At 58.4% G+C, this 14597-nt stretch carries 10 protein-coding genes and 1 pseudogene; 5 read left to right on the top strand and 6 right to left on the bottom strand.

The window, feature by feature from the left end; all coding sequences use genetic code 11:
* Positions 1 to 53 precede the first annotated feature (53 nt).
* Entirely contained in the window at positions 54 to 4898 is a 4845-nt protein-coding gene (locus tag MRY17_RS10465) for an RHS repeat-associated core domain-containing protein (RefSeq protein WP_431768379.1), read from the top strand.
* 6 nt (positions 4899 to 4904) lie between these two features.
* Positions 4905 to 5324: a hypothetical protein gene (locus MRY17_RS10460; protein WP_243353708.1), complete on the top strand. Its 420-nt coding sequence runs from the start codon at positions 4905 to 4907 to the stop codon at positions 5322 to 5324.
* A 210-nt stretch (positions 5325 to 5534) separates the two neighbouring features.
* Here MRY17_RS10460 and MRY17_RS10455 read toward each other — a convergent pair whose 3' ends face one another.
* The 5 genes from MRY17_RS10455 to MRY17_RS10435 all read right to left on the bottom strand — a co-directional run bounded on the left by MRY17_RS10455 (position 5535) and on the right by MRY17_RS10435 (position 9890).
* Entirely contained in the window at positions 5535 to 6191 is a 657-nt protein-coding gene (locus tag MRY17_RS10455; protein WP_243353707.1) for a hypothetical protein, read from the bottom strand.
* Between the two features lie 609 nt (positions 6192 to 6800).
* The gene (locus MRY17_RS10450; protein WP_243353706.1) at positions 6801 to 8030 is read right to left on the bottom strand and encodes a M20/M25/M40 family metallo-hydrolase; all 1230 of its coding nucleotides are present in this window, start codon (positions 8028 to 8030) and stop codon (positions 6801 to 6803) included.
* Positions 8031 to 8107: 77 nt separating this feature from the next.
* Positions 8108 to 8740 carry a LysE family translocator gene (locus MRY17_RS10445; protein ID WP_057721872.1) on the bottom strand — a complete coding sequence of 211 codons (633 nt, stop codon included), beginning with the start codon at positions 8738 to 8740 and terminating at the stop codon, positions 8108 to 8110.
* Between the two features lie 71 nt (positions 8741 to 8811).
* Positions 8812 to 9681 (bottom strand): sugar phosphate isomerase/epimerase family protein, encoded by an 870-nt coding sequence (locus MRY17_RS10440; protein ID WP_191955618.1) that lies wholly within the window; start codon positions 9679 to 9681, stop codon positions 8812 to 8814.
* 26 nt (positions 9682 to 9707) lie between these two features.
* Positions 9708 to 9890: a rubredoxin gene (locus MRY17_RS10435; RefSeq protein ID WP_181285613.1), complete on the bottom strand. Its 183-nt coding sequence runs from the start codon at positions 9888 to 9890 to the stop codon at positions 9708 to 9710.
* Between the two features lie 158 nt (positions 9891 to 10048).
* Here MRY17_RS10435 and MRY17_RS10430 point away from each other — a divergent pair, with 158 nt between their 5' ends.
* Entirely contained in the window at positions 10049 to 11461 is a 1413-nt protein-coding gene (locus tag MRY17_RS10430; protein ID WP_191955617.1) for a PLP-dependent aminotransferase family protein, read from the top strand.
* A 6-nt stretch (positions 11462 to 11467) separates the two neighbouring features.
* On the opposite strand, the gene MRY17_RS26395 is transcribed toward MRY17_RS10430, so the two are convergent.
* On the bottom strand, positions 11468 to 12889 hold the full coding sequence (locus MRY17_RS26395; protein WP_279308384.1) for a M10 family metallopeptidase C-terminal domain-containing protein: 1422 nt from the start codon (positions 12887 to 12889) through the stop codon (positions 11468 to 11470).
* Positions 12890 to 13231: 342 nt separating this feature from the next.
* Here MRY17_RS26395 and MRY17_RS10420 point away from each other — a divergent pair, with 342 nt between their 5' ends.
* Complete coding sequence (locus MRY17_RS10420) at positions 13232 to 13903, top strand: response regulator transcription factor (RefSeq protein ID WP_243353705.1); 672 nt, start codon at positions 13232 to 13234, stop codon at positions 13901 to 13903.
* Between the two features lie 463 nt (positions 13904 to 14366).
* Positions 14367 to 14447 (top strand): annotated as a pseudogene (locus MRY17_RS10415) (LuxR family transcriptional regulator); the annotation flags it as partial.
* Positions 14448 to 14597: the final 150 nt, after the last annotated feature.

The raw sequence follows: 14597 nt of genomic DNA, 5'->3' as shown, positions 1-14597 counted from the left end.
GAGGGATTGCAGATGGTGTTTTTCGTTAGAACCCCGGTTATCGGGGCTGTGTTTTGATTCCGGCGTTGGCCAGCTTCGTCCTGGCGCCCATGGACCCCGAAGCGCCGGATGTTGAACGCGTCCTCCAGGATTTGCGCAACTGCCTGAACACGTTCGACGCGTGGACCGACAGCCTTTTCAGCGGCTCGGCACTGGAAGTCGAGCAGGTGTTCAAGGTCGGCGACGAGGTCGCACTGGTGGCGCCAATCTCTTCCGACACGCCCAGTCGCACCGTCGCTCAATGCAAGGCTCAGGGCGGGCTGACCCTGGTGCATCTGTTCGAAAGCACGCGCTTCGTGCCGATCGGCAACACGCCGGTGACACTGCAAGCCATTGCACCGGACGGCACGCCCATGGGTGCGCCGCTGCACCGCACCATCGGCCCCGGCGGCAGGCTTGAAGTGCCCGAATGTACTCGCGACCAGCGGTACCAGATCACCTTCTACGCCAATGTTTCCAAAGATCACGTCAAGGCGCTGTATGCGTCCTATCAGTCGGTGATCGCCGGGCTGGAAGCGGATCTGCGCAAGCAGTGGCGCGAGCGCTTCGAGCCTCAATGGGCAGACTTTGCCAACGCCCCGCCCTTCAAGCGCAGCGCGAAACAGGGCGCGGCCTTGGCCACCGGGATTGGCAAGGCCTTTTACAACTTGTGGGACAACATCACCGAGCTGTACGACCTGCTGGCGAACCTCCAGTCCAACAGCGAGAAGTTGCTGCAGTACCTGTCCCAAACCGAACTCGATGAACTGCTGAAACTGGGCAAGGACAGCATCGCCCAGGGCTTGCTGGTGCTCAGTGATGAGCCGCTGTTGTTTATCTATTTGTCGGCGATGGTCAGCTGGATACGCCTGCTGCCGCCGCCCGAGATGTACGAATTGCTGGGTGAGATCACCGGCGAAGTCTTGATCAACCTGCTGCTGATATGGGCCACGCGGGGGATGGGGGTACAGCTTCGGCTGGGGGCTCAGGTGTTGAGTTCTATCAAGTCCGGGCGAGCGCGGGCGCTGTTGGAGTGGCTGGCCAAACAGGTGGTGGGACCCGGGTTGGGACCGCATGTGGAGACGGCCAAGCCGTTGTTGCTGAGCAGTGCGGCGACGCCGATCAAGGCAGTGCCGGTGGCGCCGTTGAAGGCTGGTGACACGCTGGTTTCGAACGCGGTGCCGATGGTGCGCAACAAGACGCAACGTACGGCGTTGGTGCGCCAGGAGTCGGTGGATGATGTGCCGGCCGTGGCGTCGAACCCGAAGGGCGATGCGGCGGCTTCTGCGGACAAGACCGTTACCCACGGTTGCCCGGTGTCGATGGTCACCGGCGAGGAACTGCTGACCCTGACCGACGGCACGCTGGATGGCATCTTGCCGTTCAAGTGGACGCGCTTGTACCGCACCAGTGCGGTGGACGTGGATTGCGGGTTGGGGTTTGGCTGGAGTCATGCGCTGGCACAGCGGCTTGTGGTTTCAGGCGATTTGGTGGTGTGGACCGACCATGAGAATCGCTCGACCACCCTGCCCTTGCCGACGGCGGCTCGGCCGGCGATTACCAACAGCCTGGCGGAAGCTGCGATTTATTTGGGGTCTGCGCCTGATGAACTGGTGCTGGCCCAGTCTTCTCGGTTTTATCACTTTTGCGACGGTGTGCTGACGGCGATCAGCGATGCGTATGACAACCGGCTGCGCATTTTCCGGGATCGGTTGGGGCGCATTGAGCGACTGGATAACGGTGCGGGCCGTGCGCTTTTGTTGCGGTATGAATTCGACCGCATCGTGGCGGTGGACTACCAGGTTCATCGCGCCAAAGGCCATGAACCCTTCGTTTGGATGACCGAGCAGAACGTCGTTGCCTACGCCTACGACGACGCCGGACGACTGGTATCGGCGACCAATGCCGTCGGTGAACGCGAGGTTTATCGGTACGACGAACAGCACGTCATTCTTGAGCGGCAATTGGCCGGTGGGGCGAGTTTCTTTTGGGAATGGGAACGCGCCGGCAAAGCGGCACGCTGCGTCCGGCACTGGGCCAGTTTTTCGCAGATGGACACGCGCTATGCCTGGGGCGATGACGGCAGCGTCAACGTGCACAACGCCGATGGCAGCCAGGAAGTGTATGTCCACGATGACCGGGCGCGGTTGGTGCAACGCATCGATCCGGACGGCGCGCAGCATTTCAAATCCTACGACGACAAGGGCCGACTGACCGTCGAGCAGGACCCGCTGGGCGCGGTGACGGCGTATCAATATGACGACGCCGGACGCTTGATCGCGCTGTTTCCGGGAGAGGACGAGCCGACGTCCTACGAGCATGACAATGGTTTCGTACGGGTTGTGCGCCGCGGTGAGGCGGTCTGGAAATACGAGCGTAATGAGCAAGGCGATGTCATCCGCAGGATTGATCCGGACGGCAACGCGACGGACTACAGCTACGACAAACGGGGGCAACTGACCGGGGTCTGGTATCCCGACAACAGTTGTCATCGGCTGGTGTGGAATGAGCGTGGGCAGTTGCTTGAGGAGCAGCTGCCGAACGGCGGGATCAAGCGTTATCGCTATGACGATCTAGGCCGGCAGGTTGCGCGTGAGAATGAGCATGGCGCGCTGACCCAGTATCAATGGGACGCTGTAGGACGCCTGCTGAAACTGACACACTCCGACGGTACTTATCGGGAGTTCAGCTACAACCCCTACGGAAAAATCATCGCCGAGCGCGACGAACTCGGCCACGTCACCCGCTACGAATACGCCGACGGCCTGCACCTGATCAGCCGCCGCATCAATGCCGACGGCACCCAGGTCAAGTACCGCTACGACAACGCCCGCCTTTTGTTGACCGAAATCGAAAACGAAGTCGGCGAAACCTATCAACTGGACTACCACCCGAACGGCCTGATCCGACAGGAAACCGGCTTCGACGGCCAACGCACCGCCTACGCCTACGACCTCAACGGCAACCTGCTGGAAAAGACCGAATACGGCGACGACGGCAGTCAGCTTGTTACCCGCTACGAACGCGATCACGCCGGTCGCCTTGTAAGAAAAACCCTGCCCGATGGCAACACGGTCGACTACACCTACGACCGCCAAGGCAACCTCCTCAGTGTCGAAGACGGTCACTGGACGTTGGCCTACGAGTATGACCGCCAAAACCGCCTCACCGCCGAGCACCAAGGCTGGGGCACCTTGCGCTATGGCTACGACGCCTGCGGGCAACTTCAGCATTTACGCCTGCCCGACAACAACCGCCTGACCTTCAACCACGACAAAGGCGGCCACCTGGCCACCGTCGAGCTGAATGGCTCGCTGCTGACCTCCCACCTCTTCCACGCCGGTCGCGAACACCAACGCCAACAAGGCCAACTGCTCAGCCACTACCACTACGACGAGCAAAACCGCCTGCACGCCCATGCCGTCACCCAGCAAGGAAACCACCTCTACCAACGCCAATACGACTACGACAAAGGCGGCAACCTCACCCGCCTGCTCGACACCCGCAAAGGCGAACACCGTTACCGCTACGACCCGCTCCACCGCCTGACCCGCGCCGATCATTCGCAGGATGTGCAGGAGCGTTTCGGCCACAACCCCGCCGGCAATTTACTCATGCAAGACAGGCCGGGCCCGGACATCGTGGCGGGTAATCGCCTGATGATTCAGGGCGATCAGCATTACGACTATGACGCCTTTGGAAATCTAATAAGAGAACGGCGCGGCAAGGGTCATGCACTCGTTACCGAGTACCGCTACGACTGCCAGCACCGGCTGATTGGCGTCACCAAGCCCAACGGCCAGACCGCCAGCTACCGTTATGACCCGTTTGGCCGACGCATCAGCAAAACCATCGAAGAACAAACCATAGAGTTCTTCTGGCAAGGCGACAAGCTGATCGCCGAACACCATGCCGATCACCATCACAGCTACCTCTACGAACCCGACAGCTTCCGCCCATTGGCGCTGCTGGAAGGCTTCGGTCCAGAAAACGTAAAGTCCTACTACTACCAACTTGACCACCTCGGAACCCCGCAGGAACTTACAACGCCCGAAGGCGAAATCGTCTGGTCCGCCCACTACCGCGCCTACGGCGAAATCAGCCGTCTCGACGTAGGCAAAATCGACAATCCGCTGCGTTTCCAAGGCCAGTACTACGACCAGGAAAGCGGTGTGCACTACAACCGCCATCGCTACTACCATCCAGATATTGGCCGCTACCTGACGCCGGATCCGGTGAAGCTGGCAGGTGGGATCAATGCGTACCGGCACGCGCCCAACCCAACGGGGTGGGTGGATCCGCTGGGATTAAGTTCTTGTCCGGAATCCGCTGAATGCAGACCAGCCTATAAAGCGCAAAGTCCTTTTGATTCCGCTAGAGTTGACTCCGGTGAGCCACAAACTCCCGAGCCGCGGCTGACAGCTAGACAGGCTAGGATTGAGGAACTTACCGAGGCCAATGCGAAGCGTCGAATCCTGGAGTATGAAGAAAAGTACGACATGCATATGGTCGGCAAGCACGGCCCGGAGGTAGAGCATCACAAGGTGGAAAGGCGATCGTTTGATGGAACAGACCCAATAACGGGTAGAACGCCAATAAATAGAAGGGGCGTCCCGAGTTCGCAATTTAACAGTTGGAAGTTTCAGCTTCAGGCATGGACAAAAGCCACCTCGAGGACAGAGCGGGGACTACCGCGCTATACCGGCGTTGATGACAACAGAAACGATATTGTACGTTTAGAACTACCAGGAGCTGGACGAGGCTACAGGCCAAACAGAAGAGACCCAACCAACCCAACCTTTAACTCATCCATGAATGGTGTAGAAATGAAATTTCGAGAAGACGGCACACCTTTCACCTTATTCCCCATTAAGGAATGACAGCAAATGTTATATCACCCCGGCTCCGACACCGTCCCATTCGACGCCAGCCTTTACTACTTTGTGGGAATTTTTGATATTTATGACAGGGAAGAAACGAAGGGAAAAGAACTCGCTCTCTACAACCCCAATAACAGTAAAGACAGAGAAAACCTCATACTAAAATACTGCTTAGACCCATACAAAAAACTTTCCTATCGACACAAATACAAATTAATGGAAAGTTTATCCTTCGCCTTAAACACCGTAAATTTCAATTTCCAATCTTACTTTGAGGACGATCCAGACAAATACATTACTATGGCCTGGAATAAAACAGAAATAGTCGACCTTCGAGGTTTCTTCGCCGACATCTACCGACTCGCCAACGAGGTCTGGAAAGACGATCTCGAAAAGGCTAGCCTCGAAGATCAATCAACTTGGTAAAATCAAAAACACTCCTGCAAGACAATACCTTTCCTTGTAGTAAATGTTCGCCCTGGGCTGCAAAGCAGCCCAAATCCGGAAATAGATTTTAAGGTGAGTTAAAATAGTCGGTCTTTAGAGGTATACGACCATCCTCGAAGATATCATAAAAAATACATCAAGCAAGCGTGCCCGCTATCTGCTGCGGGCGGCGATAGAAGGGTTAAAAAATTAATCTGAAGTGCTTGCAACCAACACACTTAGTGTCTGTTTCCTAGGATTCCAGACAGTCAGACACCAAATGCCCCACCATTCCAACCCCCATTCGAAAAATTCACCCCAAGGTCGCTCCACCGGCATACTGCCATCTCGTCGTCGCCCCCATTTTTCCTCGTATGCATCCACCCAATTTATGACCACGACGTCATCCTGAGCCTCGATACCAAGCAACTGCAGCCACTCACAATAGACAGACTGAGCCTCACTTTCGCCTTTTTTAAATCGCGCGCTATAAGGTGGGTGGCAGAAAGCCTCGTAAAGCGCAGTCGGACCTGGCTCATTTTTTTGCATACTTGTCAGGTTTTTAACTTCAGCCAAGGTTAGTGGCGTAGCCACCGCGCTCTCCACATCCCAATTCCAATTTTTTATCGGAGCATATTGAGAAGGAAGATAGTCGCCTGTTTTGGCCAATTCCGGAGTTTTGAATGCAGCGCCCTGATAGTATTCCATACCTAATAAAGCTTGCCGATGCATAAATTCATCCATGGTAGTATTAAGCTTTGGAGAAAACACCACAAACTCAAACACGCAACCTGCAGTCCGCATGCGTTCGCGTAGTGAGGTAGTTCGCTCGTGCTCAACAACTGTTAAAAGAAATGGAGTTTTCATTTTTACCCTTACAATTATTACGATCGTCAGTCCCGCATCAAAGTACGTATAGTCAGATTAAATTCGCGGATTCTTGCATATAGACCTGTAACACACACTGCCAGTGTGCACTAATGTTTTACAAAAAATGCGTACACCTGCAAATATCTATATCTAGTCCACTACCCAACCCCATACCGCATTACGCCATCGATAACAAGATCAAGTCAATAAAATTGAAAAATCTTACAACGTGCTGCTCAAGGAAAAATACTGAACAATTATGAGCAACCCTTACGAGCCTAACATCTTACATTAGGAGCGCTATCAACATAAACTTTATGAAAGATACGGAAAAATTGGTTTGTAACGAAACCAAAACAACCAATCTTCGAAGTTTCTTATTCGACATCTACTGACTCGTCAACGACTCTGTGAAGACGACCTCCAAAAAGCCAGCCGCAAAGACAATCAACTTAATAACCCCATGACGAGCGGGCTTGCTTGCGTCCGTCCGCGAAGCGGCCCCAAGCAGGGGCAATGCGCTGGTTCAGACAGGTTGGAAGTATTGGTTCCAGGGCTGCTACGCAGCCCAGCGGGAGCAAGCTCCCTCACCACAGGTGCATGAACTCAACGCTTGGCCAACTCCATAATCATCCGACTCAACAAATAAACCCGAGGCACCACACTCTCCACCTCGGCATATTCCTCGGGCGTATGAATATTCCCGCCCACGATCCCAAACCCGTCCAGCGTCGGCGTGCCTACCCCGGCCGACAAGCTTGCATCCGCCGCGCCGCCGCTGCCTTCGATGGTCAGGGTTTTGCCCAACTCCCCGTAGATGCCCTGGGCAATCGCGACGAGTTTGTCCGACTCCGCCGTTTGCGGCATCGGCGGCAGCCCGCGTTGCAGGCTGGTCTTCACTTCCGTTTCGGGAATCAGTTTGTCGGCTGAAACCCGCGCCAGGTCTTTCTCGATGCGGTCGAACTCTTCCGGTAACGCCGCGCGCACGTCGGCCTTGGCGGTGGCCTGGTCGGGGATGACGTTGGTGCGGTCGCCGGCCTTGAGCACGGTGAAGTTGATGGTAGTTTTCTTTTCTTCGTCCCCCAGCTTGCCCAATTGCAGGATTTGGTGCGCAACTTCCATGGCGGCGTTGCGCCCCAATTCGGGCGCGACGCCAGCGTGGGCGGCTTTGCCTTTGACTTCGACCACGGCGGTGGCACTGCCTTTGCGCCAGACCACCAGGCCGTCGGCTGGGCGGCCGGGTTCCAGGTTGAGGGTCACGTCATGGCCCTTGGCGGTGGTACGGATCAGTTCGGAAGCGGCATCGGAGCCGGTTTCTTCGCTGGCATCGAGCAGGAAAGTGATCTGCGCATAGTCCTTGAAACCCTGGTTTTTCAGGACTTTCAGCGCGTAGATGCCGGCGACGATGCCACCTTTGTCGTCCATCACGCCGGGGCCATAGGCGCGGCCGTCCTTGATGTGGAACGGGCGTTCGGCGGCCGAACCTTCCTTGAACACGGTGTCCATGTGCGCCATCAACAGGATTTTGGCTTTGCCGGTGCCCTTGAGGGTGGCGACCACATGGCTGTTGTTGGCGGCCTTGTCCGGCACCAACTGGATACTGAAACCCAGCTGTTTCAATTCATCCACGGCAATCTCGCGCACCTGGGTCAAGCCCGGCTCGTAACCGGAGCCGGAGTCGATATTCACCAGGCGTTCCAGCAGTTTCAGGGCCTCGGCCTTGTACTGTTCGGCGTCCGCCTGGATCTGTTTGTGGGGTTCGGCGCTGTAGGCCGGCAGGGCGAAGGACAAGGCCAGGGTGGCGGCCAGAAGGGTACGGGGGAAGGTGAAGAGCATGAACCGATCCTTGTTTTTGTTGAAGGGGTGCCGCCACACCCTACCCCACTAAACGGACCGCAACCAAGTTCCCCGCGTCAATGGGAAAACCCGCGTGCCAGCATCACCGCCACGCCGAGCAACATCACCGCCGTGATTCGTTGCAACAGCACGCGCCGCCGGGGGTTTTCCAGCACGTGCTTGATGCGCTGGCCGAAATAGCAGTACAGGCAGCCGCTGGCAAATTGCAGCAGCAGGAAGGTCAGGCCGAGGATGGCGATATCCGCCGCCGAGCTGTGCTCACCCGCCCCGGCAAACTGCGGGAACACGGCGCTGAACATGATGATGGTCTTGGGGTTGGAAAAGCCGGTCAGCAGGCCCTTGCCGAACAGACTGCGCGAGCCCTCCACGGCACCGGCCTTGTCGATCGACACGCCGCTGCTGGTCCACTGCTTGTAGGCCAGGTAAAGGATATAGGCCACGCCGACAAACTGGATGGCCTGGGTAATCGCGAGGTTGCCCTTGATCAGCTCCGAAAAGCCCACGGCAAAGATCAGGATCGAAATCAGATACGACACACTGGCGCCGATCTGCGCCGGGATCGAACTGCGCAGGCCGTCCTTCAAGCCCAGGCTCAACAGCAGCAGGGTCATGGGACCGGGGCTGAAGGTCATGGTGGCGCAGAACAACAGGAAGTAGAGAAACGAAGACAGCGTTAACGCACTTGTCATGGTCCGGGACCTTGAATGGATGGAACGGCAACGACGGAGCGTACGCCACAGGCGCACGCCCCTGGATGACATCAGGCGACCGCGATTTCGGTCGTCAGGGATTCTCGGTACATCAAGGCCAGGTCGGCCAGGGCAGCCTTGGCGGTCTGGTTGCGGGTTTCAAACGCCACCAGGCCTTTCCAGTTGGTTTCGACAATGGCCTGCATGACGTCGGCGTAATCACAGTTGCCGTCGTGAATGCCGAAATGCTGGTCTTGCACACCGTTGTTATTGCTGAAGGAGATGCCCTTGATCAGGTGGTGATACTTGCGCACCACTGCCGCCGGCAGGCCGTTTTCGATGTTGGCGTGGCCGGCATCAAGGAAGAAATACACGTTGTCGTGGGCCTGCAGGCGCTCAAACACAAACGCGTATTCCGCCTCATGGGTAAAGATGTAGTGGAAAGGGCGATAGTTGACGTAGTTGGACAGGTTTTCCAGGTAGATATCCGTGCCCTTGGTCGCGGCGTAAGCGGCCAGTTCCTGGACTGACTTGAGGTAATGCTCCAGCGCGACTTTCTTGGCCTTGAGCACCATTTTCGGCTCGACGATGCAGCCCCCGTGAATGATCAGCGGCGCGCCCAGGCGACTGGCGATATCGACCTCTTGCTTGACATAGGCCACCGCCGCCACGCGGAACGCCTCGACGTCACTGCCCAGCGGCGCCTTGAAGTTGCCATGGAACACTGGCTTGACGCCGCTGGCAGCGATCTGCGCCTGCAGGCTTTCGATGCGCGCATCGGTCCAGTCGTCGGCCATTTCGCCGAACAGGCTGCCGTCCACATACCAATGGGTGCACTGCCCTTCGATGGCGGCTTGCAGGCCCTGTTCCGCGGCCAGGTATTTCTGGTGGGCCACACCGGTACAGAACGGTACGGCGGGGTTGATCAGTTTGCTTTCCATGGAGCGATTCCTTTCGTTGATGGAGGTCAGGCGGGTAAAGATTCAGCGAGTTCGATGGCCATGAAATCGGCCTTGGTCACGCCGCAATCCGGACATGTCCAGTCTTCAGGCACCTCTTCCCAAGGGGTGCCGGCGGGAATTCCGTCCTCCGGAATGCCCAATTCTTCTACGTACATAAAACCGCAGGGTGCACACATATAAGTCTTCATGAGAATGCAAAATCCATTGCTCGCGTGTATGAAATTTCGCCATTTCCTGGCGAGATGGCGCGCAGTCTAGGGGAATGGCATTGCGCCAGGCAGGTAAAGTGATGCCTAATCCGGCCTGACTTAACCGGTAAAAGCACCGGCAAACATAAGGACGTTTCATGTTGGTATCGGCCATCGCCTTTGTGGAAGGCACACCCAAGGTCCAGCAGATCGTGGAGGCGTTCAGCCGGGCCATCGAGGCCGGTGAATGGGCGCCCGGCAGCAAGTTGCCGTCGGTGCGTGAGCTGACCGAAATGCTCGGTGTCAGCAAGTTCACCCTCAATGAAGCCCTGGACCGCCTGCGCGGGCGCAACCTGCTCACCTCCAGCCAGGGCCGTGGCTATTTCGTGGCGATGGACAGCGCACGCCCGGCGTCGGTGGCCTGGGTCGACCTGCTGCCCCAGGACCTGCTCAGCGTATTACGCCGGCCACTGGCCACTGCCAGTGGTGAACTGCGCCCCGGTGGCGGCCACTTGCCGGAGGACTGGCTGAACGGCGAAGCGATCCGCCAGGCCATGCGCAGCGTGGTGCGCGCGCCGTCGCTGCGCATCGCCGGGCTCGGCACGCCGGCCGGGCTGCTGCCGTTACGCCAGGCGCTGCAACAGAAACTCCACGGCGAGGGCCTGTCGGTGCCGGTTGAACAGATCATCACCACACCCAACACCGTGCAAGGCCTGGACATGCTCATGCGTCTGCTGGCGCGTCCCGGCGACACGGTGCTGCTGGACGCGCCGTGCTACTTCAACTTCCACGCCAACCTGGCCCTGCATGGCGTCAAGGTGGTGACACTCGAACGCCGCCCCGACGGCTTCGACTTCACCGCCCTAGAACGCCTGCTGGCCGAACATCGGCCCAGCCTGTACCTGACCACCAGCGTGTTGCATAACCCGACGGGCCATTCCTTCAGCCCCAGCCAGGCGTTTCGCCTGCTGCAACTGACCCAGCAATACCACTGCCATATCGTCGAGGATGACCTCTACGGCGACCTGCATCCCAACCCGCCGCCCCGCCTGGCCGCCGTCGCCGGGCTGGATCAAGTCACCTACCTGTCGGGGTTCTCGAAAATCCTCAGCGCCAACACCCGTGTCAGCTACGTGGTGGCCGCGCCGCAACTGGCCGCCAACCTGACCAATATGAAGTTGATGAGCGGCGGCGTGACCTCGGAGCTGTTCGAGCAGATCGTATACCGCATGCTCAGCGAAGGCAGCTACGCCAAACACCGCAAGCGCATGGTCCAGCGCCTGATGGAAGCCGGTGGGCGCGTCGAGCAATGGCTCAGGCGCTGCGGCTGCGAACTGCCGATGGCCTTCGAAGGCGGCATGTTTATCTGGGCGCGCCTGCCGCCGGGCGTCAATGGTGAACTGCTGGCCCAGCAAGCGCTGAAGCGCAGCATGGTACTGGCGCCCGGCATGCTGTTTGGCTACGACCCGGCTCACCGCGACTTGATGCGCTTCAATGTGGCCCACACGGATGAGCCACGGGCGCAGCGGGTGTTCGAAGCGCTGCTGCGGCATCGGGTTGCGCAGGCATGAAAAGCCTCAGCCGACGATGTCACTGCGCTGCAGTTGACCCTCTACGACAAGCACGAAGTTCGGCTCATTCGGCGCAGCGCCAATTTCCAGGGTGCTCATTTTCAACACAGGATTGTAAGTCAACACGGCTTCACCGATGGCGCCGGAAAATGCTTCGACGAAGGTCAGTCGCTCAATGCCCAGCGAGGCTCTGACCCCTGATACATCAACCCTGTCTTCGCCGCTGACAAAGTCCATGATCCGGTCGGGCGCGGCCTGGGTCGAATCGCTCATCCGTCCGTAGACAAACAGGTCCTTACCCCCGCCGCCCCACAGCGTGTCCGCCCCCTGCGCCCCATATAACCAGTCATCGCCCTCTCCCCCCCTGAGTTGGTTGGCCACCTCGTTACCCACCATCAAATCGTTGCCGCTGCCGCCGATGGCGTTTTCGATGGTCACCCCGTAAGCAATCGACACATTGCCCTTGAGGCCGCCGACATCCGAGAAAGTACCGTCCCGCAAGCTGATCCGCTGCACCTGCGTGTAGCCGGAAAAATCCAGGGTGTCGTTGCCGCCACCGTCCCAGATGGCCGCCACCATTTTATCCTTTGCGCTGTTGACGCTCAGAAAGTCCCGGCCCGAATTGGCGTTGAATCCGTAAGTGGTGTCGTCTTTGCGGGTGTCGTGGTTGGCGCCGTACTTGCGTTGATAGGCACTGATATCGTCAAGCTGCGGCGCTGAAGAACGCATGCCCGCATGATGCATATAGCCGGTACGCTCGCCCCGATAACTCATGCCGCTGTGACTCTGCGAGTCCTCGTGATAGCCCACCTGCTCTTGTTTGAGCGTCCTGTCATAGTCGCCGGAGTGAGCGAGCCCCAAGGCATGCCCCAGTTCGTGGACGATGGTGTGGCGGCCCGCATTTCCCAACGCGGCGTCAACCACAGACCTGTCGCCCTTGTTCACGCAAAACCAGATGTCACCGCTGCTGGCAACGCCTGGCGCGGGCAGCACGGCATAGCTTGTATCGTTGTAGAGCTGACCTTTGCCATTGATTCTCTGGCCGAAGTTGGCGAGGGTGATGTGGCCTTCGCTGCCTGCGGCTCGCGGCCCTTCGGTAAACCTGAGGTTGGCAACATCGGCAATGCTCTGCAGGCTGGCCCGCGTCTGTTGGCGCTGGTTTTCAAGAACGTGGGTGAAACCGGTCTTGTTGAACCGCCTCGCGTCCTTATCGGCGGGCGGGGTACGAAATTCGTAGGTCACGTCATAGTGACCGTCACCGTTCTTGTCCGGCCACCCCGGGCTCTTTCGCCAGAGGTGCAAGGCCGCGTCCTCGGCAGATTTGGACGGCAAGCCGTTATGGCGGATTTCACCGCCGCGATCATCTCGGTGCCGGAAGGCTTCGATAAGCCGCATCGCATCACTGGGGCGAGAGGCAACAGTTGTCATATGCACACTCCTATCGGGCTGGGGCTCCATCTTGAGCGCCCTCACCCCGACAAGCTGTCCGTTGCTTCCCGCTCTCGGATAGCCGCTTACGCAAGCTGCCTTGGGCATCGACCACCGAAGCTGTAGGCACCATCTCTGCGCTGGCGACGAAATCGCGCGCAATGGTCGTTATGCGCTTTTAATCTGTTTTTTTAACGATTGGATCCCCACCCTTTCGTCAGCCTGTACTAGCATACGTCTGGGCGGGCAGCACTATCACTGCAGGTTATTCGCATTGGCTAGCCTCTTAATCCCCGTCGCTATAAGGCCGAATACCCGCACTCGAAACTCATGGACGAATTGATGAACTCACACCTGTTCCCACATATAGGCAAGGTCATCGCCAGCACCGGCAGTCGCCACTTCCCACGCATGCTGCATGACCTGATCCTCACCCAACTGGCAGTGGACGCCACCCACATCACGCAATTACGAGTGAATGCCGCCGGCCACACCCGCCGCAGGATCAGCCCGGTCTTTACCGACTCGGCGGTGGCACTGGGCGAAGAGCAACCGGCCGCGCAACTGCACCTCACCCGCCGCAAAGACGATATGCGGTATGTGCTGTCGGTGTACCGCTCGCACCAGTCCGAGAGCTTCTCGGCGCAGGAGCGCAGCATGCTGCAGGACTTCTCCACGCTGCTGTTGCCCATGGTGGAAAGCCACATCAGCGCGATCCAGCCATGCCCCCCCGGCAATACACCGCAGGAACCGCAAAACCAGGGCATCGAGACCTTGCGCCGGCGCATTCAGGAGCGGCTGGTGCAATCGGGGTTGACCCTGTCCAACCGTGAACTGGAAGTGTGCGTGGGCCTGCTGGCCGGGCGCACCGCGCCGGAGTTGGCCGAACAGTTGGCGCTGAAGGTCAACACCATCGAAAGCTACCTCAAACGTGCCGCGATCAAGCTGGGCATCAGCGGGCGACACTCGTTGTTGCGGTGGATGTACGCCACCGACAACAACACCAGTCTCTAAGCCGACACAGGTCAAAATGTGGGTTGGGCTTGCCCCCGATGGCGGTGTATCAGCTTGCCTATGCATTGACTGACACGCTGCCATCGGGGGCAAGCCCCCTCCCACATTTGATCTCCAGCGACCGAAAGAGATCAATCCCGAGCCAATGCCTCGATCGGGTCCAGCCGCGCCGCATTGCGCGTCGGCACGAAGCCGCGCAAGCTGGGCATCAGCGGGCGACACTCGTTGTTGCGGTGGATGTATGCCACCGACGACAACACCAGTCTCTAAGCCGACACAGGTCAAAATGTGGGAGGGGGCTTGCCCCCGATAGCGGAGTATCAGCTTGCCTATGCATTGACTGACACGCTGCCATCGAGGGCAAGCCCCCCTCCCACATTTGATCTCCAGCGACCGAAAGAGATCAATCCCGGGCCAATGCCTCGATCGGGTCCAGCCGCGCCGCATTGCGCGCCGGCACGAAGCCGCGATCAAGCTGGGCATCAGCGGGCGGCATTCGTTGTTGCGGTGGATGTACGCCACCGACAACAACACCAGTCTCTAAGCCGACACAGGTCAAAATGTGGGGGGGCTTGCCCCCGATGGCGGTGTATCAGCTTGCCTATGCATTGACTGACACACTGCCATCGGGGGCAAGCCCCCTCCCACATTTGATCTCCAGCGACCGAAAGAGATCAATCCCGAGCCAATGCCT

It is taken from the genome of Pseudomonas orientalis (assembly GCF_022807995.1).
Taxonomy (GTDB): Bacteria; Pseudomonadota; Gammaproteobacteria; order Pseudomonadales; family Pseudomonadaceae; genus Aquipseudomonas; species Aquipseudomonas orientalis_B.
This window is presented reverse-complemented; position numbering and strand designations above follow the sequence as displayed.